The sequence below is a fragment of the Sphingobium sp. LSP13-1-1.1 genome, assembly GCF_040676415.1.
In the GTDB taxonomy this organism is placed as follows: Bacteria; Pseudomonadota; Alphaproteobacteria; order Sphingomonadales; family Sphingomonadaceae; genus Sphingobium.
Genome location: NZ_JBEGHU010000006.1, coordinates 62,055 through 82,073, shown reverse-complemented (window position 1 = coordinate 82,073; position 20,019 = coordinate 62,055). Strand labels below are relative to the sequence as shown.

Sequence of the window (20,019 nt, the reverse complement as noted above, 5' to 3'; positions counted from 1 at the left end):
TTTCACGCTATTATGCCCCGGAATCCCGGTGAGTTGAAGGAGTTTGTTGCATGTTTTCCGGGTCGATTCCGGCGCTGATCACGCCCTTTCGCAACGGGGCAGTGGACGAGGCGGCTTTCCGCGCCTTCGTCGACTGGCAGATCGAGGAAGGCAGCAGCGCGCTCGTTCCCTGCGGCACCACGGGCGAAAGCGCGACCATGACGGTCGAGGAACATAATCGCGTCATCGCCGTCTGCGTCGACCAGGCGGCGGGCCGCGTGCCGGTGATCGCAGGATGCGGTTCCAACGACACGCGAATCGCGCTGGAGCACATGTTCGCCGCGCAGGCCGCGGGCGCCGATGCGGCGCTGGTGGTCGCGCCCTATTACAACAAGCCCAATCAGGAAGGGGTCTACCAGCATTTTGCCTATCTGGCCGAGCGCTGTTCCCTGCCGATCATCCTCTACAACGTGCCCAGCCGCACGATCACCGACATCGGCGTCCCGGTGATCCACCGCCTGTCGGAGGAATTCCAGACGATCGTCGGCATCAAGGACGCCACCGGGAATCTGGGGCGGGTCAGCGCACAGCGCCTCGCCTGCCGCGCCGATTTCTGCCAGCTTTCCGGCAATGACGAAACGGCCTTGGGTTTCAACGCGATGGGCGGCAAGGGCTGCATTTCGGTCACGGCCAATGTCGCGCCGCGCCTGTGCGCCGAATTCCAGCAGGCGATGGCGAGCGGCGACTGGCATGGCGCCCTCGCGATCCAGGATCGTCTCTACCCGCTGCATGACGCGCTGTTCAGCGATGCTTCACCCGGCCCCGTCAAATATGCCCTTACGCGCGTTCGGCCCGACATGCCCGGCGACGTCCGCCTGCCGATCACCTGGCCGTCGGAATCGAGCCGGACCGCCGTCGACAGGGCGCTGGAGATCGCGGGACTGGTTTGAGCGCCCTGCGGGCCTATATGATGAAGCGAGTTGATAGAGAATAATGGCCCGTCCCCGTCCCGAAGCCTTCGACAAGAAGAAGATCGTCGCCGAGAACCGGCGCGCCCGTTTCGAATATTTCCTGGAGGATGTGTTCGAGGCGGGCATCGCCCTGCAAGGAACCGAGGTGAAGTCCCTGCGCTTTGGCGAGGGCAATATCGCGGAAAGCTATGCCGAGGTGAAGGGCGAGCAGGTGTGGCTGGTCAACAGCAACATCCCCGAATTCAGCCATGGCAACCGCTTCAACCATGAGCCCAAGCGCCCCCGCAAGCTGCTGCTGCACCAGCGGGAGATCGCCCGCATGCACGGCGCCGTCGAGCGCAAGGGCATGACGCTGGTGCCGCTGTCGATCTATTTCAACAGCCGCGGCAAGGCGAAGGTCGAGCTGGCGCTGGCCAAGGGCAAGAAGACCCATGACAAGCGCGACACGATCAAGGAACGCGACTGGAAGCGCGATCAGCAGCGCATCATGAAGGCGCATCGCTGATGGGTGCCAAGGAAGGGATGGGGAGGCTCTCCCGCTGGTGGCACGCCAATGCGCCCACCCGTGAGTCGCTGGAACATAACCGCTTTTTGGCCCCGGTGGCGCACCGGGTGCTGGAACCCTCGCTGTGGCGCTTCACGCGGCGTTCGGTGCCGCGCGGCGTGGCACTGGGGCTGCTGGTGGGCATCTTCCTGCTGATCCCCGGCGTGCAGATTGCGGGCGCGGCCCTGCTGGCGCTGCCGTTCCGGGCGAACATCCCGCTGGCGGCGGCGATGACCTTCCTTTCCAATCCGGCGACAACGCCGCTGTTCCTGATGGCGTCCGTCTATATGGGCAACTGGCTGCTCGGGCGGTCGGCGGATGCTTCGGGCTTCATGGCGCTGATCGACCGGCATGCCTCGATCCGCGAATGGTGCGCCTGGCTCTTTTCGGAAGCAGCGCCTGCCATGTTGCTGGGGCTGGCGCTGATTTCGCTGGCCTTTGCGGTGGTCGGCTACTTCCTGGCTGACTGGATCTGGCGCCATCGCATGGGCCGGAAATGGCATGCGCGCAAATTGAGGATTGGCAAGGCACGCGAAAGCAGCGCATTGGAGGAAATCGCTTCGGCCTGACCGGCGGGAGCGGGCAGTCCATTGTGAATGCAGGGGGATAGCCGGGCCGTGTCCGCGCGTGTGATCAGGGATGGAGACGCCTGGGCGGCCGACCGATCGTCGCCCCTTGCCCTGCCGCTGCTCATCCTGATGGCGCTGATGTCAGCCGGGCTGGTCGTCTATGCCGCGGGCAACTGGGCGCTGGGCGCCGGCTTCGGCGCGGCGGTGCTGGCCGGGGCGGCGCTGCTCGGCTGGTATCGTCGGCTTTATCCGCAGGAAGTGGCCATGGGCGAGGCCGTGCCGGACTGGACCGTGGCGCGGGCCGCGGCCGACGCCTCCAACATGGCGATCGCGGTCACCGATCGTGCCGGCCGGCTGGTCTGCGCCAGCGATCTGTTCGGGGAATGGTTTCCCGGTTTTCCGACGCCGCCGCAAATCACCGGCGACAGCAGCCTGTCCGACAGTCTGGGCAACGCCGCCCGCACCGCGTGGCGCGACGGCGAAGCACGGGTCGAGGGCATCGTCCAGGGTGCGTTGCGGCTGGATGCCTTCCTCTGCCGCACCGGCCGTTCGGAGGATTATCTGCTGTGGCGCTTTTCCCCGGTGCGCCAGCCAAGCGCCCTGGATGATGTGCATCGCCTGCTGATCGGAGAGGCCGGGCGGCAATTGGGCGAAGCGGGCATCATGGCGGTGATGATCGGCGGGGAAGGACGCATCCGGGCCGCCAATGGCGCCTTCCTGCTGCGCGCGGCCGGCCGGATCGACGCCAATATCACCGGGCGCGATTTCGCCGCGCACATGCGGGTGGACGACAAGGGGCGGCTGTTCCTGGCGCGGGAGGAATCGGGCGGCATTCCGCTGCGGCTGTTGCAGGTTCCGCTGAAGCGCGCCATCCAGCCGACGGGCGCGCAATCGGGCGCGCAGGATGGGCCCATGCTGCTGTTGCTGATCGATGAGCCGGCGGGCAATGCGGGCGGCACGTCGGCGCTTTCCTATATCGAGACGCTGTTGTCGCTGCTGCCCTTCGGCCTGGCGATGGCGGATCGCGATGGACGCGTGCTGTTCATGAACAAGGCCTTTTCGCGGGCCGCGGGCGTCAAGCCAGAGGAGAAGCCAAGCTATCCCGGCGACCTGGTGGTGCGGGAGGACCAGGCGGCGGTGGCCGATGCCGTTCGACGCTTTGCGGTGGGGCCGCAAATGTCGGGCGACGTCGCCGTGCGCATGCGCAACCAGCCCGACGAGCCGATCGCGCTCAGCCTGGCCGGCGTTCGGGGCCTGGGCGAGGCGGCGGTGCTGCTCTCGCTCAAGGACAACAGCGAGGAGAGCAAGCTCAAGCGGCAGGTGGCGCAGGCGACCAAGATGCAGGCGATCGGCCAGCTGGCGGGCGGCGTGGCGCACGACTTCAACAATATACTGACCGCCATCATCGGCCATTGCGACCTGATGCTGATGCGCCATACGCCCGGCGACAGCGACTATGACGACATCCAGCAGATCAAGTCGAACAGCAATCGCGCCGCGGGGCTGACCCGCCAGTTGCTCGCCTTCTCGCGCCAGCAGACGCTGCGGCCGCAGATATTGCAGTTGCCCGACATCGTCGCCGACGTATCCAACCTGTTGAAGCGGCTGCTGGGCGAGAGCGTCAAGCTGGAGGTCAGCCATGGCCGCAATCTGGGGGCGGTGCGGGCCGATCCCGGCCAGTTGGAGCAGGTGATCGTCAACCTGGCCGTCAATGCCCGCGATGCCATGCCGGACGGCGGCACGCTCAACATCCAGACCTATGGCGTGCCCGCCGCCAAGGTAAGGGAGATGCGGTCGGACATATTGCCGCCGGCCGACTATACGGCGGTACGGGTGTCCGACACGGGGCTGGGCATCCCGCCCGACATTCTTTCCAAGATCTTCGAACCCTTCTTCACCACGAAGGAACTGGGCAAGGGAACGGGGCTTGGCCTTTCCACCGTCTACGGCATCGTCAAACAGTCGGGCGGGTTCATCTTCGCCGAGTCCGAACTGGGGCGCGGGGCGAGCTTCGTCATCTACCTGCCGGTCTATCAGGGCGCCGATGTCGATCAGGCGGCCCAGCCCAAGGCCCCGGCCCGTCGCAGTGAAACCTGGGGCACGGGCACCGTGTTGCTGGTGGAGGATGAGGATATGGTGCGCGCCGTCGCGGAAAGGGCCTTGTCGCGCCAGGGCTATAAGGTGCTGACCGCCAATGACGGCGAACAGGGGCTGGAGGTTCTGGGCGGGGACGAGAAGATCGACCTGCTCATTTCCGACGTCGTGATGCCGAACATGGATGGTCCGTCGATGGTGGCGCGAGCGCGGGCGAGCCATCCCGACCTGCCGGTGCTGTTCATGTCGGGCTATGCCGAGGAACAGTTGCGCAAATCGATCGACATCGCCAATGTGGCTTTCCTGCCAAAACCCTTTTCTGTCAGCCAGTTGGCGGAAGCGGCACGGGATGCATTGGCGATGCGGCCGACGGCGGAGTGAATTTGGACAATGAACTTCTGCGCGGTTTGTCGATTATGCCTGTGGGAAAAGGCCTTTGGGGTTGCGATGGGTAAGATTGGGGACCGCAAGCATGTCTGATGGCAAGACCATCCTGGTCGTCGAGGATGAGGCAATGATCGGGATGATGCTGGAGGATTATCTCGATACGCTCGGCTATCGGCTCCACGCCATCGCCGAATCGGTCGATGACGCCTGCGCCAGGGCGCGCGAGGGCGGCTTTGATGCGGCGCTGCTCGATTGCAACCTGCATGGCGAGAAAAGCTGGCCCGTGGCGGATATATTGGCGCAGAGCGGCATACCCTTCATCTTTGCGACTGGCGGCATGGCCGACGACCTGCCGACGGGCCACGCCGACCGGCCGACTTTGGCCAAACCCTTCACCATCGGGGCGGTGGAACGTGCGCTGAACAAGGCGTTGGGCACCGCTTAAGAAAATTTCGTTCACCCCTTGTTCCATAAGAACAAACAGGATACATGATGGCCACGCGCCATCCGGACCGGCGCGTTCCGCTTGACAGGGGATAGGCCGATGACCGCAATGCTCTCACTCATCGATTCCAAGAAGACAGGGACAATGGACAGACAGAAAGCATTGGAAGCGGCCCTTTCCCAGATCGACCGCGCCTTCGGCAAAGGTTCGGCCATGAAGCTGGGCAGCCGCGAGAAGATCGAGATCGAGGCGATCTCGAGCGGATCGCTGGGACTGGACATCGCGCTCGGCATTGGCGGCCTGCCGCGCGGACGCATTGTCGAGATTTATGGACCCGAAAGCTCGGGCAAGACCACGCTGGCGCTGCACGCCATTGCAGAGGCGCAGAAGACCGGCGGCATCGCGGCCTTTGTCGATGCGGAACATGCGCTTGATCCGGTCTATGCCAGGAAGCTGGGCGTCGATATCGACGAACTGATCGTGTCGCAGCCCGACACGGGCGAGCAGGCGCTGGAGATCGTCGATACGCTGGTGCGTTCGAACGCGATCGACGTGCTGGTGATCGACTCGGTCGCCGCGCTGGTGCCGCGCGCCGAAATCGAGGGCGAGATGGGCGACAGCCATGTCGGCCTGCAGGCCCGCCTGATGAGCCAGGCGCTGCGCAAGCTGACCGGCTCCATCTCCCGCTCGCGCTGTCTGGTGATCTTCATCAACCAGGTCCGCATGAAGATCGGCGTCATGTACGGCAATCCCGAAACGACGACCGGCGGCAATGCGCTCAAATTCTACGCCTCGGTCCGCCTCGACATCCGCCGCACCGGCCAGATCAAGGACCGTGAGGACATTGTCGGCAACGCGACCCGCGTGAAGGTGGTCAAGAACAAGGTCGCGCCGCCCTTCAAGCAGGTCGAATTCGACATCATGTATGGCGAAGGCGTGTCCAAGATCGGCGAACTGCTTGATATCGGCGTGAAGGCCGGTCTGGTCGAGAAATCGGGCGCCTGGTTCTCCTATGACTCGGTCCGTATCGGCCAGGGTCGCGAGAATGCGAAAACCTATCTGAAAGAACATCCCGAAATGGCGGACAAGCTGGAAAAGGCGATCCGCGGCAAGACCGAGGAAGTCGCCGAAGGGATGATGGCCGGACCCGAGGCGGAGGATGATGGCGAATAAACGCTGACAGCTTTCCGGCCAGATCAACCGGAAGGCTCCAGCGCGGTTCTGCCCGCCTGCTGCTTCACGCACTGAAAAGGCCCGCTGCGCCACTGGCGCGGTGGGCCTTTTACCGTGGGTCAAATTAGCATGAACCGGGCGCTGTCTGTGGGCGACCTCAACCCGATCCCGGCTATCTGTCGTCCCTCAGAACTGGATGTTGATCGGCTCTGGGCGCGCTGCGCTCCTGCGGAGGCAAGAGCGCAGCGCGCGCCCGGAGGAACATGACGACGCTTGAAGTCGGCGCTGTGGAGCGGCCTGTCTCATTCGGCGCCTTTCGCTGGGGGTGGTGTGCGAAGGGGCGGGAATCGCGAGCGCCGTCTACTGTCCGGCCGTTCCAGCCGTCGACCGCAATTGCGCAGCTCCATCGCTTGCGGCATCCTGAAGCAATGACCGATCCCATGCCTGTCATCCAGAGCCTGCTCTCCGGATTGCCGATCTTCCTGCTCCACCTGGCCTCTGCCACCCTGGCCTGGCTGGCGGCGCTGGCACTCTATATGTGGATCACGCCGCATGATGAATTTGCGCTGATCCGGGAGGGCAATGCGGCGGCGGCGATCTCGCTGGGCGGGGCAGCGATCGGACTCGCGGTGCCGCTGGGCTTTTGCCTCGCGGGTTCGGTGAATGTCTGGGACATCATGATCTGGGGGAGCGTCACCCTGATCCTGCAACTCATCGCCTTTCGCATGGTCGATTTCCTGCTGGGCTCGCTACCCACCCGAATCGAGGCGGACGAACGGTCCGCCGCCATCTTCCTTGCCATGATGAAGGTCGCCATCGCCTGCCTTACTGCCGGCGCGGTCGCGGGCTGAGCCATGGCGCGCGGGCGCTTCGGCTGTCTGCCAGGCCTGCTTGGCATCATCCTGGCGCTGCTGTGGATCAGCGAGGTGACCAGGCCTACACCGCTGCGTGTCGAGGCGTTCGACCCCCGCTCTCCCCGCCGCCCGATGCCGCAATGGAGCGATGAGAGCTTCGTCATCGAGGAACGGGCAGAGGCGCCCGCCGACAGCATGGGCACGACCTTCTCAATCGATCGTTCCGGCGCCTGGCTGACCGCCGAGCATGTCACCCATGGCTGCACCCGCGTCGGCATAGAGCAGGGCGGCTTTGCCCGACCCGTGTCGCGGCTGGTGGAAAGCCGGGAAGCGGACGCCTCGCTGGTGCGCGGCGGCGTTGCGAGCGACCAGGCCCTGCCGCTGTCGGACCGCATGCCGCCGCCTGGATCGGTCGGCTATCATATGGGTTTTCCCGGCGGCCAGCCGACGCTGGTCATATCGGAGCTTATTGGTGCAGCGCGCGCCCGGCGCGGGGTGGGGGAGGAGACGCAGCCGGTGCTCGCCTGGGCCGAACATGCGCGCATCCCCATGGGGGACGGCACCTTGTCCGGCATCAGCGGCGGACCCGTCTTTGCCGAGGACGGGCATGTCGTGGGCGTCAACAGCGCCGCCACGGACCGGCGCGGGCGGATATTGACGACGGCACCCGATGCCATGATGCGGCTGGTCGTCGCCAGCCGGGCGGTGACGGAACGGCCGGTGGCCTACCCCTTCCTGGACGTCGCCGATGCGCACGCCCGCTTCGAATCCTGGTTGGCGCAGGGGGTGATCCGGCGCATCTTCTGCGATGTGGATGATGGGCCGGAGCAGTTGACGGCAGGTAGCCCCAAGGGCTAGGTCGCGCCAAATTCACAGGATCTGGACCATCATGAGCGATACGCCCCCCGACCGCCTTTCCACCAACCCGAAGAGCCCCTTTTTCGACATGGACGTGCTGCAGCGGGGCATCGGCATCCGCTTCAAGGACCGGGTCCGCAATGACGTCGAGGAATATTCCATCTCGGAAGGCTGGATTCGCGTCGCGGCCGGGAAGACGCGCGACCGTCATGGGCAGCCGCTGACGATCAAGCTCTCCGGCCCGGTCGAAGCCTGGTTCGAGAATCCTGCGGAGGACGCCGGGCAAAGCGCGGACAAGGCGGAATAGTCTTTTCGATCGCGGTGGACGAAAGACGCGCTCTCCTGGTTGGGGTGGCGTCTTTCGACGCGAAGGCGCCAGCGATCCCCGCGCCTCAACGCAAGGCCGCGTCCCGTTTCACCTCCGCGATGATGTCGCGCAGCGAGCGGGTCGAGGGCGTCGAATCGGCATAGCGGATGGCGCGCAGGTCAATCGTCAGGCGCGGCTGTCGGGCAACGACCGTCCGCGCCGACGGCGCCTCCGGCTCCGGATCGTCCTTCGCCACGTTCATGCTCGCAAGACGAACGCTGTCGCCCAGTGCGGGGTCGGGCTGGAACTCATGCAATTGCGGCTTGTCGGGATAGATGAAACCGAAGGTCGGGTTGCTGCGCGCGCCCATCTGGTTGGTCGGACTGTGCCAGACGCGCACCGCGCTCCAGTCGCCTGCTTCGGACACGTCGATCGCGAGAACGTCTTCTTCGATCGCGCCAGGTACCGACCAGTTGGCGTGCCGGATCAGCACGCGCCGGTCATCCAGGACCCGGCTGACCACTGCGACATGACCCAGCACCATCGGGCCGACGGGACGGAAGGCCAGCACTGCGCCCCTGCGCGGTGAATGGCCGCGTTTATAGTGATTTTCCGCCTGGTCCCACCAGGTCAATGCGTCGCCATGGATCTGAACGCCCGATACGGTGCGCGCATAGGGCACGCATTGCAGCATGGTCGCGCCCGGCGCCGGCGTCGTGATCATCAGGCCGGCCAGCAACAAGGCCGCCCAGCGCGTTTTTCCCAATTTCATGCGACCCCAAAAAAGTCAGAATCGCCCCACCGGCCCTGAAACTAGGCGCTGGCGTTTAGGAAATGGTTAAAATGTCAGAAAGCAGTCTGGGCACCGTCGACGCCGACGGTCGCGCGATCCGCCATGGCGATCTGCACCGGAGCAGCGGTCGACTTTTGCGCGTAAATGAAGCCCTTGGCGGCGTTCGGCCGCAGACCCAGATCCCCGATCGGGCCATACCATACGCGCACGTTGGTCCAGTCGTTGTTGGGGGAAACGTCGATAGCGCGGACATTGCGCTCAATGCCGCCGCGATAGGACCAGTTGGCATGGGTCAGCAGCACTTCGCGCTCGTTGATCACCTTGCTGACCATCGCGACATGGCCGACCGGCATGGAACGGCTCGCGGCGAAGGCGAGGACGGCACCGACCCGCGGTTCATGGCCGCGCTCATAGCGGCCCTCGGCCTGGCCCCACCAGCTATTGGCATTGCCGTACAGCGCGATGCCGGAAACCTGGCGGGCGAAAGGAGCGCATTGCAGGACACCCGCGGCGGCCGGGGTCGTGATCAGGGCGCCAAGCACAAGCGTTGCCGCTGCGACAATAGCGCGAAAACCACCGATCATAGAAATGCGACCCCCGACTTCTGGAACGACTGACCCCGTGGAGGCTTTAGGGCAGACGCCGGACTTGTTGGGAAGCGCCCAGCGACGAATCGTTGTTGCGACGCGTCAATCTGCGGAACGAACGACCTGGCCAGCCGTTACGCAAAATCGGCTGGCTTTACCCAACTCATTGAAAAGATTGCCTTCCGTTCCCGTCATCCAGACCTGACCGCCGGGTTCGCGCAGCCGGTCGAACAGCGCAGCCCGTCGCGACGGGTCGAGATGCGCCGCCACTTCGTCGAGCAACAGCACCGGGGGCTGGCCGCGATGCGCCGAGACCAGCGCGGCGTGGGCGAGCAGGATGGAGAGCAGCAGCGCCTTCTGCTCACCGGTCGAACAGAGCGCGGCGGCCTGCGCCTTGGCAGCATGGACAACGGCGAGATCCTGGCGGTGCGGGCCGGACAGGGTGCGGCCGGCGGCGGCATCGCGGCGGCGCTCGCGCGCGAGGCGAAGCCCCAGGGGCTCCTCGCTCGCTTCTTCCTCGATCGCCAGCAGGGGACGGGCGAAGGGCTGGTCGGGCTGGCCCTGCAGCGCAGCCTGAAGGCGGCTGACCAGATCGGCACGGGCAGCGGCCAGGGCGGCGCCATGTTCGTCCATCTGCGTTTCCAGTGCGCTCAGCCAGGAGGGATCGGCGGCGGACAGATCGTTCAGCAGCCGGTTGCGCGCGCGCATCGCCGCCTCATAACGGGCGCTGTGCACGGCATGGGCGGGATGCAGCGCCAGCGTCAGCCGGTCCAGGAAACGCCGCCGCCCGCCGGGGCTGTCCATGAACAGGCGGTCCATGGCGGGCGTCAGCCAGACGATGGAGAGATGATCGGCCAGCGCGTTGGCGGAGGAGGCAACGCCGCCGATCCGCACCTGCCGCCGGTCGGGCGCGGAAGCGAGAACCCCCGTGCCCAGCATCACGCCGTCCACTTCCGCCGCAATGCCGAAGCCGCCAGCCCCGTCCTGCCGGACCATGTCGCGCAGGGCCGCGCCTCGCAAGCCGCGTCCGGGAGCCAGCATCGACACGGCCTCCAATATGTTGGTCTTGCCCGCGCCATTGTCGCCCGTCAGCACGATGAAGCTGTGATCGGGCATGATCAGCGCATCCGCATGGTTGCGGAAATCGCTCAAGGTAAGACGGCCGATCATGGGGTGGCTCTATCCAGTGCGAAGGCTTTGGGAAAGCGCGGAGTAGAGCGCCTCCGGTTCCTGCGACGGCAAGGATCGGGAAATCAGCTACACCGCTTGCGTGTCACAGCCCGGCCCCCGTCGATCACCGTCAATTCGCGGCCGCCCGCCGACGGGCGCAGTTCCAGTTTCCTCTTCCAGCTCTGCCCTTCGCCGGTAAAGGCGGCGTCGATGCGGATGCGTCCGTCCGGACCGTGCGACACGCCGGTCGCCTTCCCCTCGCTTTCCAGGAAGACGAGGCTGGTGGGCGTGATCGTCAGTTCAAGGTCGGCGGCGCGATCGGCGCAGCTTTCGTCCAGCCCGGTCCAGCGCCCCTGCAGGCTGGCGGGAATGGTCGATCCCACCGTCGCCGGCGACGAGGGAATTTCCGGTGCGGGCTCGGCGGTCTGAATCTCGTTCGCGTCCTGCGGCACCTGCTGGATGTCGTTCATCGCCTCATCGACGATATTGGTGGCCATGCCGGGCTGGTCACCCGGCTTGTCGTTGCACGCCGCAAGGACAAGCAGCGGCAGGAGGATCATTGCGCGCATGGGAAGAAAACCGGCGCTTCGCCAATGGGTTCCGGGCCGCCCGCCTTCCTGCTTCATTCCTGCTGTCCTCCAGGTCGAGAGGGGGGTTATGCCACGGCCGGGCCGGGAAGGGAGATGTTTTCTTTGCTCGCGGTGGAAGCGAGCGCACTGGCGGGCTTGCGCGCGTCGAGCGTTGCGGTCATCACCATGGCCGAACGCGATGGCATGTCGGCGTCGCCTGCCCGAGCCTGAGCGAATATGCCTGGAAGAAGAGGAAAGCGATGATGAGAAGCCTGAAGATCGCGCTCGCCCTTGCCGCTGCCGCCGCCGGTTCGCAGGGCGCCATGGCCGCGCTGGCCGTCGGGGCCAAGGCGCCCGACTTCACCACCCGCGGCGCGCTCGCGGGCAAGACCTTCACGCTGACGCTGTCGCATCAGTTGAAGCGCGGCCCGGTGGTGCTGTATTTCTTCCCGAAGGCGTTCACGCCCGGCTGTTCCGCCGAAGCGCGGGAATTTGCCGAACATATCGAGGATTTCAGGAAAGCGGGCGCAACCGTCATCGGCATGTCGGGCGATCCGGTGAACGATCTCGTCGCCTTCTCCACGAAGGAATGCGCGGGCAAGTTCGCCGTGGCATCGGCCGGGCCGGCCATCGTGTCGGGCTATGACGTGGCGCTGAAGATGCAGCCGGGCATGACGGACCGTACCTCCTATGTCATTGCGCCGAGTGGCCGCATCGCCTTCGTCCATAGCGAGATGAACTATGCCGGCCATGTGAAGAGCACGCTGGCGGCCGTTCAGGCGATGAAGCAGAAATAGGGCGTTCGCGCCGGCGACGCCCTTATTTTTTCACATATTTGCCGAACCAGTCGAGCGTCGCCTGCCAGGCGGCCTTGGCGGCGGCTTCGTTGTAGCTGGGACGATAGTCGGCCATGAAGCCGTGGTCGGCGCCGGGATAGACGGTGATCGCGTCGGGCGGCGATTTGCCGGCGATCTTCAGCGCGGCCTGCATCTTCTCTACGTCGGCCACCGGAATGCCCTTGTCGAGCGCGCCATATTGGCCGAGCACCGGGGCCTTGAGCTGGCTCACCTGCTCGATGACGCTCAGCGGCTGCAATTCCGTCTTGTCGCTGATCAGCCGGCCATAGAAGGCGACGCCCGCGTCCAGTTCCCTGCTATGGGCGGCGTAGAGCCAAACCACGCGCCCGCCCCAGCAGAAGCCCGTCATGCCCCGCCGCCTGCCGTCGCCGCCATGGCTGCCCGCCCAGGCATAGGTGGCGTCGATGTCCTTCAACACCTGTTCATCGGAAGCCTTGGAAACGATGGTGCCAATCAGTTGCTTGAAGTCCGCGACCTTGGTCGCATCTCCATGGCGCGCGAACAGGTCGGGCGCGATGGCATAATAGCCCGCCTGGGCGAAGCGGCGGCAAAGATCGCGTATCCACTCGTGCACGCCGAATATCTCATGCACCACGACGATGATCGGTGCGGCCCTGGCGGCGGCAGGCCGGGCGACGAAAGCAGGCATGGCGAAGCCGTCGCTCGCCCTGATCGACACGGCCTCTTCCTTCAATCCTTCGCCGGAAGTCTGGACCGCGCTGCTGGACACGGGGCGGCAGGCGGCAGCGAACCCGGCAGCGAATGCCCCGCCCACCAGCAGCTTGCGCCGGTCGAGTCCGGTCGAGCCGATCCAGTTTCTGTCCTCTGGCAAGCGTTGGGGCTGATCCTGTCCGTTGGTCATGCGCGTCTCTCCTCAAGCCATCGCGGCAGAGCCTGAGCCTTTTCACATGGAGCGAGAACGCCCTGTCCCCGGATGCCGCATTTTTCCGAGTCGTTGATCCTGGCGCGCCGCGTCAGATCGGACGCGGCCATGCCCTCCGAATTTTCGTCGTCGCATCGTCAATCGGATGATCGCTGTCCGGTTTTTAGCACGATGCTTGAAGTCCCCTTATAATCCAAGAGCAAAAGGAATGATCATCCCGTGACCGGGACGGCCGCGCTCCTCTCATTCTCCGCTTCCAGTGCCTTCGACCGCTCCTCCAGATAGACCTTGATCATCGCGATGATCGGGTCGGCGAGAAACAGACCCATGATCCCGAACAGCGCGCCGAACAGGATTTGCGCCGCCAGCACGAGCGCGGGAGCCAGATCGGTGGCGCGCTTGGCCACCATCGGCACGATCAGGTAACCGTCGACGATCTGCACGACCAGATAGACGCCGAACGCATATAGCCCGGCATTCACGCCCGCCGAAAAGCCGACCAGCACGATCAGCACGCCGGAGATGATCGACCCGATATTGGGGAGGAAGGCGAACAGTCCGGTCAATATGCCGAGCAGCCCGGCCATCGGCACCCCGCCGGCCCAAAGCAGCAGCCAGGTTCCCACGCCCTCCACCGTCATGCCGATCAGCCGGCCGAACATCAGCCGCCGGAGCGTCCAGCCCATCCGGTCGGCAATGGCGTAGAAGCGACCGCGCCTGTCCATCGGCAGCATCCAGGCGACGCCGCGCTCATAGAGCTTGGGTTCTATCGCGATGAAGATGGCGAGCACCAGCATCATCACCCCGCTGGTGACCGCACCGACCATCGTCCCCACCGCCGCCGTTACCCGTCCGAGCGAACTCATCGCCTGTTGCGCCAGGCTCTTGAAATCCTCCGGCGTGGTGGTGATGCCGAGCTGTTGCAGCCATTGGCCAATGCGGTTGATCTGCGTCTCGACGATGACCCGCATCGCCTGTGCCTGCGCAGCCAGGCTCGATCCCGTCAGGTAGAAGGTATAGATCAGGAAGGCGAGGGCGGCGATCAGCACCAAGGCCAGTCGCCAGCCGCGCCCGATCGGCAGGACCCGGCCCAGCAGCCGGGTACCGCCGTCCATCATCGTGGTCAGCACCAATGCGCCCATGATGAGCATGATCGGCTGCGCGAGCAGCACGAGCAGCGCGATGGCGATGCCGATGGCGAACCAGACCCCCGCGCGCTTGATTTCATGCTGGACCAGCGGGCTGCGCAATTCGCTGGGGCCGGGTTCCTCAATGTGGATTTTCGTCCCGCTCAATCCTGGCCCCCTGTGCAAGGCTTATTTCGGTGGAGTAACGCTCGCCGGGCGCAGGCTGTTCCCGGCACGGCCACCGCGCAGCGCATGGAGCCAGCTTAGCGGGTTCCAGGATGAATCGCCGTCGAGCGAGAAGGTGATGAACTCCGCCCGGCCGCCAATGGCTTCCCACGGCACTGGTCCGCCCAGTCCGTTCTCCTCCAGCGGCGCGCGGCTGTCGGCGCTGTTGTCGCGATTGTCGCCCATCAGGAAGACGTGATTCGGGGGGATCCGCACCGGGCCGTACCAGTCGAGCGTGCTTGGGCCCATATCGATGATGACATAGCTCTTGCCGTTGGGCAGCACTTCCTGCCGCACCGGCAGTTCGCACCAGCTTTTGCCGTTCGCATCCGTGACCAGCGCGCCGGGGAATTGCGCGGGTGGGCAGGGGGCGTTGCCGTCAACAGGGATGCGGATGGGCTTCAGTACCCTTTGCGGCACCGGCACGCCGTTCAGCACGACCTGTCCGCCCCGCACCTCCAATATGTCGCCAGGCAGGCCGATGACCCGCTTGATATAATCCTCCCGCTTGTCCTGCGGCGAAACGATGACGATATCGCCACGGTCGGGCATGCGGCCGAAGATCCGGCCCTTCAGGAAGGGCAGCGGATGGAAGCTGGGCGAGACGTAGGACCAGCCATAGGGATATTTGCTGACCACCAGCCGGTCGCCCTTCAGCAGCACGGGCATCATCGATTCGCTGGGAATGTAGAAGGGCTTGGCCACGAAACTGTGGAAGGCCAGCACCGCCAGGATCAGCAGGGTGATGCTTTTCGCCTCGTGCCACCAGTTCACGGACGCCTTTTCCGGCTCGGAAACCGGGCCGGGCTGGTCGGATGGGGCAGAATCGTTTTCGGTCATGTCGGCTGCCGTCATGGGAGGATTTCCGGCTGGAGAGATGCGGCGCTTATAATGGCAAGGCTTCGATAATCACAAAGGCTTGTGCCCATGGATGATCGTCGGTGAGCGTCAGGTGAACGACGGGCCGATGTCCGGCCGGCAGCAGCGATTCGAGTCGGGCGAGTGCTCCGCCGCTCAGCTGCAGCGTCGGGGCGCCGCTTGGGCTGTTGACGACGCCGATGTCCTTCATGAAGACGCCCCGTTTGAAGCCGGTGCCCACGGCCTTCGAAAACGCTTCCTTTGCCGCGAAGCGCTTGGCGAGCGTGCCCGCCTTGGTGAAGGGACGGCGGTTGGCCTTCGCCCGCTCCACATCGGTGAACACGCGATTCTCGAACCGCTCCCCGAAGCGGTCGAGCGAATTCTGGATCCGCTCGATATTGCAGAGGTCGGAACCGAAGCCGACGATCAACGGGCCAGATCCATCTGGCGGCGCATTTCGCGAATGCTGCTCTCCAGCCCGCTGAAGATCGCCTCCCCGATCAGGAAATGGCCGATATTGAGTTCGGCGACCTGCGGGATCGCGGCGACCGGCCCGACATTGTCGAAGGTCAGGCCATGGCCCGCATGCGGTTCGATGCCGTTCTTCGCCGCCAGTGCCGCCGCATCGGCCAGCCGCCGCAGCTCCTCCGCTCGTTCGGAACCCTCCAGATGCGCGTAGCGGCCCGTATGCAGTTCGACCACGGGAGCGCCCAGTCGAATGGCTGCCTCGATCTGCGCGGCGTCAGGTTCGATGAACAGGCTGACGCGCACCCCGGCATCGCCCAGCGCGCCGACGATGGGGCGGAGAGCGTCGATCTGCCCGGCGGCGTCCAGCCCGCCCTCGGTGGTCCGCTCCTCGCGCTTTTCCGGCACGATGCAGGCGGCATGCGGCCGATGCCGGAGCGCGATGCCCAGCATTTCCTGCGTCGCTGCCATTTCCAGGTTCAGCGGCACCGTCAGCGCCGCCATCAGCGTGGCGATATCCTCATCGCGAATGTGCCGCCGATCCTCGCGCAGATGGGCGGTGATGCCGTCCGCGCCCGCCTTGGCCGCCAGCAGCGCCGCCTTGACCGGGTCGGGATGCGTTCCCCCGCGCGCGTTGCGAATGGTCGCCACATGATCGATGTTGACGCCCAGGCGCAGATGAGCGGGGGTTTGCGACATGGCTACTGCTTCCGGCTGCCGGGCTTGATCGCGGGGATCGCCGCCAGTTCGGGCGGGACCTGGTCCGCGTCATAGACGGGGAAATTGATGCTGACGAGCGGGTAGAAGGGAACGCCCAGATCCACTTCTCCGGCGGAACGGTCGACCAGCGCGGCTTCCGCGATGACGATGCCGCCCTCCGCCTCTACCGCCTCGATCGCCTGGCGGGAGGAGAGGCCGGTGGTGACGACGTCCTCCACCATCAGCACCTTCTGTCCCGGCGTGATGGCGAAGCCGCGGCGCAGTTCGAACGTGCCCTCGGGACGTTCCAGGAAAACGGCGTCCTTGTCGAGCGCGCGGCCGATTTCATGGCCGATGATGAGCCCACCCATCGCAGGGGACACCACCAGATCGATGTCCTGCCGCAATTCGCGGGGCAGCTTCTGCACCACGGCGCGCGCCAGCCGTCCGGCCCGCTCCGCGTTCATCAACACGCGCGCGCACTGAAGATAATTGGCGCTGCGGCGGCCCGAGGAAAGGATGAAATGCCCCTCCAGCAACGCGCCCGCAGCCCTGAATTCCGCTAATACTTCCTCGTCGGTCATTCTTGTCTTGATCCATTCGCCCACGCCGCCCCGCTCGGGCGCGATGCGGCACGCCTTTTCACCATGGGTCGCCCCATGATCTCGCCCCATATATGCGCAATTGCGCGCGGGGTGCGAGATAGGCTCACCAACTAGGCGTTGCAACAGCGAAGAAAATCTGGTTGTGGAAGCTTGAGGCGTAAAAAAAGATGCTTATAAGCCGCGGCAGACCGATACGGGCGGGGGGGACGTGTATGCGTGTGTCTTCGTTGCTGCGGCGCCAAGGGGTTACGGGGTAAGAAGACGCTTATGAACAAGGTGAAATCGCTCGTTCTCGCCGGGTTGTTGGCCTTTGTGCCCACGCTCGCCATGAACGGTCCGGTGCTGGCCCAGGACAATGCCGCGGTGGCGGCTCCGGCCGCCGGGAACGAAGCCGCAGCCGCTGATTCGGCCGGCAATGCAGCGGCGCCCGCCGCGCAGGCCGCGCCAGCGGCCAAGGTGGCCGCGCCGCCGCGGATGAAGCCCACTTTGGGCAAGGGCATGCCGATGCCGGGTGAAATCACTCTTCAGAAGCAGTTCTCGCCAACCGGGCACACCGCGCGCTGGCTGCATGACAAGATGCTGCTGCCGATCATCACCATCATCTCGATCTTCGTTCTGGTCCTGATGCTCTATGTCATGGTCCGCTTCCGCCGCAGCGCCAACCCGACGCCGTCCAAGACCTCGCACAACACGGTGATCGAGGTGATCTGGACCGTGGTCCCGGTCGTGATCCTGCTCGCCATCGCTATTCCCTCGATCGGCCTGCTGGCAGACCAGTACAAGCCCGCGCCCAAGGATGCGCTGACCGTCAAGGTCACCGGCTACCAATGGTATTGGGGCTATGAATATCCCGACAACGGCATTCCGGAATTCGTTTCGAACCTGCTGCCCCGCGACAAGGCGGAAGCGAATGGCGAGCCCTATCTGCTGGCGCCGGACAACCGCCTGGTCCTGCCGGTCGGTCGCCCGATCAAGCTGATCATCACAGGCGCCGACGTGATCCACAGCTTCGCGGTCCCCTCGCTCTGGGTGAAGATGGACGCCGTGCCGGGCCGCCTCAATGAGAAGAGCTTCACCATCGAGGAGCCAGGCGTCTATTACGGCCAGTGCTCGGAACTGTGCGGCGCGCGCCATGGCTTCATGCCGATCGCGATCGAGGCGCTGGAGCCCGCGCAGTTCGACCAGTGGCTGCTCTCGCAGGGCGGTACGCTGAAGGGCGCCGCCGCCGCGACCACGGCGGAGGCCGCCGCGCCCGCTGCCGCTCCTGCCGCCAAGCTTTGATGTAAGGGCATAGACGCCATGACCACCATTACCGCAGATCATCACGGCGATCATGCTCATGAGCATCATGACGCCGATCACAAGCCGGCCTTCTTCCAGCGTTGGTTCATGTCGACCAACCACAAGGATATCGGCACACTCTATCTGATCTTCGCGATCATTGCCGGTATCATCGGCGGCGCGATCTCGGGCCTGATGCGTGCCGAACTGGCGCAGCCGGGCATCCAGTATCTCCAGACCTGGGCGCAGTTCAGCGATGGCCCCACCGCCACGCTGGACCAGGCCTATCACCTCTGGAACGTGCTGATCACCGCCCACGGCCTCATCATGGTCTTCTTCATGGTGATGCCCGCTATGATCGGCGGCTTTGGCAACTGGTTCGTGCCGATCATGATCGGCGCGCCGGACATGGCCTTTCCGCGGATGAACAACATCAGCTTCTGGCTGCTCATCCCCGCCTTCGCCCTGCTGCTCGGCTCGACCTTCGTGCCCGGCGGCACCGGCAATGGCGCGGGCACCGGCTGGACGGTCTATGCCCCGCTGTCGACCAGCGGTTCGGCGGGTCCGGCGGTCGACATGGCGATCCTGTCGCTCCACATCGCGGGTGCGAGCTCGATCCTGGGCGCGGTCAACTTCATCACAACCATCCTGAACATGCGCGCACCGGGCATGACGCTGCACAAGATGCCGCTGTTCGTCTGGTCGGTGCTGGTCACCGCCTTCCTGCTGCTGCTCGCGCTGCCGGTTCTCGCTGCGGCGATAACCATGCTGCTGACCGACCGCAATTTCGGCACGACCTTCTATGACGCGGCCGGTGGCGGCGATCCTGAACTGTACCAGCATCTCTTCTGGTTCTTCGGCCACCCCGAAGTGTACATCATGATCCTGCCGGGCTTCGGCATCATCAGCCAGATCGTCTCGACCTTCAGCCGCAAGCCGGTCTTCGGCTATCTCGGCATGGCCTATGCCATGGTCGCGATCGGCGTGGTCGGCTTCGTTGTCTGGGCGCACCACATGTTCACCACCGGCATGTCGGTGAACGTGAAGATGTACTTCACCGCCGCCACCATGGTGATCGCGGTGCCGACCGGCATCAAGATCTTCTCCTGGATCGCGACGATCTGGGGCGGTTCCATCAGCTACAAGACCCCGATGGTCTGGGCGCTGGGCTTCATCTTCCTGTTCACTGTGGGCGGCGTCACCGGCGTGGTGCTGGCCAATGGCGGCGTCGACGACGTGCTGCACGACACCTATTATGTGGTCGCGCACTTCCACTACGTCCTTTCGCTGGGTGCAGTGTTCGGCCTGTTCGCGGGGTTCTACTACTGGTTCCCGAAAATGTCGGGTCGCATGTACAATGAATTTCTGGGCCATCTCCACTTCTGGGTGTTCTTCGTCGGCGTGAACATGCTGTTCTTCCCGATGCACTTCCTGGGCCTGTCGGGCATGCCGCGTCGCTACCCCGATTATCCGGAAGCGTTCGCCTATTGGAACAAGGTGGCGAGCCACGGCTATGAAGTCATGACCGCGGGCATGCTGATCTTCTTCGTCAACCTTGTCTGGTCGCTGGTCGCCGGCAAGAAGGCGGAGGGTAATCCCTGGGGTGAGGGCGCCACCACGCTGGAATGGACGCTGTCCAGCCCGCCGCCCTTCCACCAGTTCGAAACGCTGCCGGTCATCGACTGATCATCGGCGGGGGCGTCCCGGTTTGCCGGGACG

Annotated in this window: 22 protein-coding genes; 12 read left to right on the top strand and 10 right to left on the bottom strand. The window is 64.9% G+C overall.

Annotated elements, in window-relative coordinates; genetic code table 11:
- Positions 1-50: 50 nt before the first annotated feature.
- From dapA to MRBLSP13_RS05740, 9 genes are all read left to right on the top strand, one after another.
- Positions 51-929, top strand: coding sequence for a 4-hydroxy-tetrahydrodipicolinate synthase (gene dapA / locus MRBLSP13_RS05780; protein WP_363753301.1), 879 nt, complete (start codon positions 51-53; stop codon positions 927-929).
- Positions 930-972: 43 nt separating this feature from the next.
- The gene (gene smpB, locus MRBLSP13_RS05775; protein ID WP_007683053.1) at positions 973-1,455 is read left to right on the top strand and encodes an SsrA-binding protein SmpB; all 483 of its coding nucleotides are present in this window, start codon (positions 973-975) and stop codon (positions 1,453-1,455) included.
- A gap of 17 nt (positions 1,456-1,472) precedes the next feature.
- A complete protein-coding gene (locus MRBLSP13_RS05770) occupies positions 1,473-2,063 on the top strand; it encodes a DUF2062 domain-containing protein (protein ID WP_363753298.1) in 591 nt (196 codons plus the stop codon).
- A 48-nt stretch (positions 2,064-2,111) separates the two neighbouring features.
- Entirely contained in the window at positions 2,112-4,538 is a 2,427-nt protein-coding gene (locus MRBLSP13_RS05765) for a hybrid sensor histidine kinase/response regulator (protein ID WP_363753295.1), read from the top strand.
- Positions 4,539-4,629: 91 nt separating this feature from the next.
- Positions 4,630-4,989 (top strand): response regulator, encoded by a 360-nt coding sequence (locus MRBLSP13_RS05760; protein ID WP_363738083.1) that lies wholly within the window; start codon positions 4,630-4,632, stop codon positions 4,987-4,989.
- A gap of 99 nt (positions 4,990-5,088) precedes the next feature.
- Positions 5,089-6,162, top strand: a complete 1,074-nt coding sequence (gene recA, locus MRBLSP13_RS05755) for a recombinase RecA (protein WP_363738085.1) — start codon at positions 5,089-5,091, stop codon at positions 6,160-6,162.
- Between the two features lie 428 nt (positions 6,163-6,590).
- A complete protein-coding gene (locus tag MRBLSP13_RS05750) occupies positions 6,591-7,013 on the top strand; it encodes a DUF350 domain-containing protein (protein ID WP_133653927.1) in 423 nt (140 codons plus the stop codon).
- A gap of 3 nt (positions 7,014-7,016) precedes the next feature.
- The gene (locus MRBLSP13_RS05745) at positions 7,017-7,874 is read left to right on the top strand and encodes a S1 family peptidase (RefSeq protein ID WP_363738086.1); all 858 of its coding nucleotides are present in this window, start codon (positions 7,017-7,019) and stop codon (positions 7,872-7,874) included.
- 31 nt (positions 7,875-7,905) lie between these two features.
- Entirely contained in the window at positions 7,906-8,181 is a 276-nt protein-coding gene (locus MRBLSP13_RS05740; RefSeq protein ID WP_133653925.1) for a DUF3297 family protein, read from the top strand.
- A gap of 85 nt (positions 8,182-8,266) precedes the next feature.
- Here MRBLSP13_RS05740 and MRBLSP13_RS05735 read toward each other — a convergent pair whose 3' ends face one another.
- From MRBLSP13_RS05735 to MRBLSP13_RS05720, 4 genes are all read right to left on the bottom strand, one after another.
- Positions 8,267-8,953: a CHAP domain-containing protein gene (locus MRBLSP13_RS05735; RefSeq protein ID WP_363738088.1), complete on the bottom strand. Its 687-nt coding sequence runs from the start codon at positions 8,951-8,953 to the stop codon at positions 8,267-8,269.
- 74 nt (positions 8,954-9,027) lie between these two features.
- On the bottom strand, positions 9,028-9,558 hold the full coding sequence (locus MRBLSP13_RS05730) for a CHAP domain-containing protein (protein WP_363753292.1): 531 nt from the start codon (positions 9,556-9,558) through the stop codon (positions 9,028-9,030).
- A gap of 105 nt (positions 9,559-9,663) precedes the next feature.
- Entirely contained in the window at positions 9,664-10,731 is a 1,068-nt protein-coding gene (gene recF, locus MRBLSP13_RS05725; protein ID WP_363753289.1) for a DNA replication/repair protein RecF, read from the bottom strand.
- Between the two features lie 83 nt (positions 10,732-10,814).
- Positions 10,815-11,357 carry a hypothetical protein gene (locus MRBLSP13_RS05720; protein WP_363753286.1) on the bottom strand — a complete coding sequence of 181 codons (543 nt, stop codon included), beginning with the start codon at positions 11,355-11,357 and terminating at the stop codon, positions 10,815-10,817.
- A gap of 203 nt (positions 11,358-11,560) precedes the next feature.
- Between MRBLSP13_RS05720 and MRBLSP13_RS05715 the strand changes: the two genes are divergently transcribed.
- Entirely contained in the window at positions 11,561-12,097 is a 537-nt protein-coding gene (locus tag MRBLSP13_RS05715) for a peroxiredoxin (protein WP_363753283.1), read from the top strand.
- A gap of 22 nt (positions 12,098-12,119) precedes the next feature.
- Here MRBLSP13_RS05715 and MRBLSP13_RS05710 read toward each other — a convergent pair whose 3' ends face one another.
- The 6 genes from MRBLSP13_RS05710 to pyrE form a co-directional block, all read right to left on the bottom strand.
- Entirely contained in the window at positions 12,120-13,019 is a 900-nt protein-coding gene (locus MRBLSP13_RS05710) for a dienelactone hydrolase family protein (protein WP_363753280.1), read from the bottom strand.
- 233 nt (positions 13,020-13,252) lie between these two features.
- Positions 13,253-14,335, bottom strand: coding sequence for an AI-2E family transporter (locus MRBLSP13_RS05705; protein ID WP_208108099.1), 1,083 nt, complete (start codon positions 14,333-14,335; stop codon positions 13,253-13,255).
- Between the two features lie 21 nt (positions 14,336-14,356).
- Positions 14,357-15,247 (bottom strand): signal peptidase I, encoded by an 891-nt coding sequence (gene lepB / locus MRBLSP13_RS05700; RefSeq protein WP_363738100.1) that lies wholly within the window; start codon positions 15,245-15,247, stop codon positions 14,357-14,359.
- 31 nt (positions 15,248-15,278) lie between these two features.
- Positions 15,279-15,680, bottom strand: coding sequence for a holo-ACP synthase (acpS, locus tag MRBLSP13_RS05695; RefSeq protein ID WP_363753277.1), 402 nt, complete (start codon positions 15,678-15,680; stop codon positions 15,279-15,281).
- Complete coding sequence (locus MRBLSP13_RS05690) at positions 15,677-16,414, bottom strand: pyridoxine 5'-phosphate synthase (RefSeq protein WP_363753274.1); 738 nt, start codon at positions 16,412-16,414, stop codon at positions 15,677-15,679. The genes acpS and MRBLSP13_RS05690 overlap by 4 nt, the downstream gene beginning before the upstream one ends.
- Before the next feature lie 2 nt (positions 16,415-16,416).
- Entirely contained in the window at positions 16,417-16,998 is a 582-nt protein-coding gene (gene pyrE, locus MRBLSP13_RS05685) for an orotate phosphoribosyltransferase (RefSeq protein ID WP_363753348.1), read from the bottom strand.
- Between the two features lie 288 nt (positions 16,999-17,286).
- On the opposite strand from pyrE, the gene coxB reads away from it, so the two are divergent.
- Complete coding sequence (coxB, locus tag MRBLSP13_RS05680; RefSeq protein ID WP_363753271.1) at positions 17,287-18,300, top strand: cytochrome c oxidase subunit II; 1,014 nt, start codon at positions 17,287-17,289, stop codon at positions 18,298-18,300.
- An 18-nt stretch (positions 18,301-18,318) separates the two neighbouring features.
- On the top strand, positions 18,319-19,986 hold the full coding sequence (gene ctaD, locus MRBLSP13_RS05675) for a cytochrome c oxidase subunit I (RefSeq protein WP_363738108.1): 1,668 nt from the start codon (positions 18,319-18,321) through the stop codon (positions 19,984-19,986).
- The last annotated feature ends 33 nt before the right edge of the window (positions 19,987-20,019 follow it).

Bases quoted from the DNA above. Each gene is read 5' to 3' on its own strand.
- dapA (WP_363753301.1), top strand. From the start codon at position 51: ATGTTTTCCGGGTCGATTCCGGCGCTGATCACGCCCTTTCGCAACGGG.
- smpB (WP_007683053.1), top strand. From the start codon at position 973: ATGGCCCGTCCCCGTCCCGAAGCCTTCGACAAGAAGAAGATCGTCGCC.
- MRBLSP13_RS05770 (WP_363753298.1), top strand. From the start codon at position 1,473: ATGGGGAGGCTCTCCCGCTGGTGGCACGCCAATGCGCCCACCCGTGAG.
- MRBLSP13_RS05760 (WP_363738083.1), top strand. From the start codon at position 4,630: ATGTCTGATGGCAAGACCATCCTGGTCGTCGAGGATGAGGCAATGATC.
- recA (WP_363738085.1), top strand. From the start codon at position 5,089: ATGACCGCAATGCTCTCACTCATCGATTCCAAGAAGACAGGGACAATG.
- MRBLSP13_RS05750 (WP_133653927.1), top strand. From the start codon at position 6,591: ATGACCGATCCCATGCCTGTCATCCAGAGCCTGCTCTCCGGATTGCCG.
- MRBLSP13_RS05745 (WP_363738086.1), top strand. From the start codon at position 7,017: ATGGCGCGCGGGCGCTTCGGCTGTCTGCCAGGCCTGCTTGGCATCATC.
- MRBLSP13_RS05740 (WP_133653925.1), top strand. From the start codon at position 7,906: ATGAGCGATACGCCCCCCGACCGCCTTTCCACCAACCCGAAGAGCCCC.
- MRBLSP13_RS05735 (WP_363738088.1), bottom strand. From the start codon at position 8,953: ATGAAATTGGGAAAAACGCGCTGGGCGGCCTTGTTGCTGGCCGGCCTG.
- MRBLSP13_RS05730 (WP_363753292.1), bottom strand. From the start codon at position 9,558: ATGATCGGTGGTTTTCGCGCTATTGTCGCAGCGGCAACGCTTGTGCTT.
- recF (WP_363753289.1), bottom strand. From the start codon at position 10,731: ATGATCGGCCGTCTTACCTTGAGCGATTTCCGCAACCATGCGGATGCG.
- MRBLSP13_RS05720 (WP_363753286.1), bottom strand. From the start codon at position 11,357: ATGAAGCAGGAAGGCGGGCGGCCCGGAACCCATTGGCGAAGCGCCGGT.
- MRBLSP13_RS05715 (WP_363753283.1), top strand. From the start codon at position 11,561: ATGATGAGAAGCCTGAAGATCGCGCTCGCCCTTGCCGCTGCCGCCGCC.
- MRBLSP13_RS05710 (WP_363753280.1), bottom strand. From the start codon at position 13,019: ATGACCAACGGACAGGATCAGCCCCAACGCTTGCCAGAGGACAGAAAC.
- lepB (WP_363738100.1), bottom strand. From the start codon at position 15,247: ATGACGGCAGCCGACATGACCGAAAACGATTCTGCCCCATCCGACCAG.
- MRBLSP13_RS05690 (WP_363753274.1), bottom strand. From the start codon at position 16,414: ATGTCGCAAACCCCCGCTCATCTGCGCCTGGGCGTCAACATCGATCAT.
- pyrE (WP_363753348.1), bottom strand. From the start codon at position 16,998: ATGACCGACGAGGAAGTATTAGCGGAATTCAGGGCTGCGGGCGCGTTG.
- coxB (WP_363753271.1), top strand. From the start codon at position 17,287: ATGAACAAGGTGAAATCGCTCGTTCTCGCCGGGTTGTTGGCCTTTGTG.
- ctaD (WP_363738108.1), top strand. From the start codon at position 18,319: ATGACCACCATTACCGCAGATCATCACGGCGATCATGCTCATGAGCAT.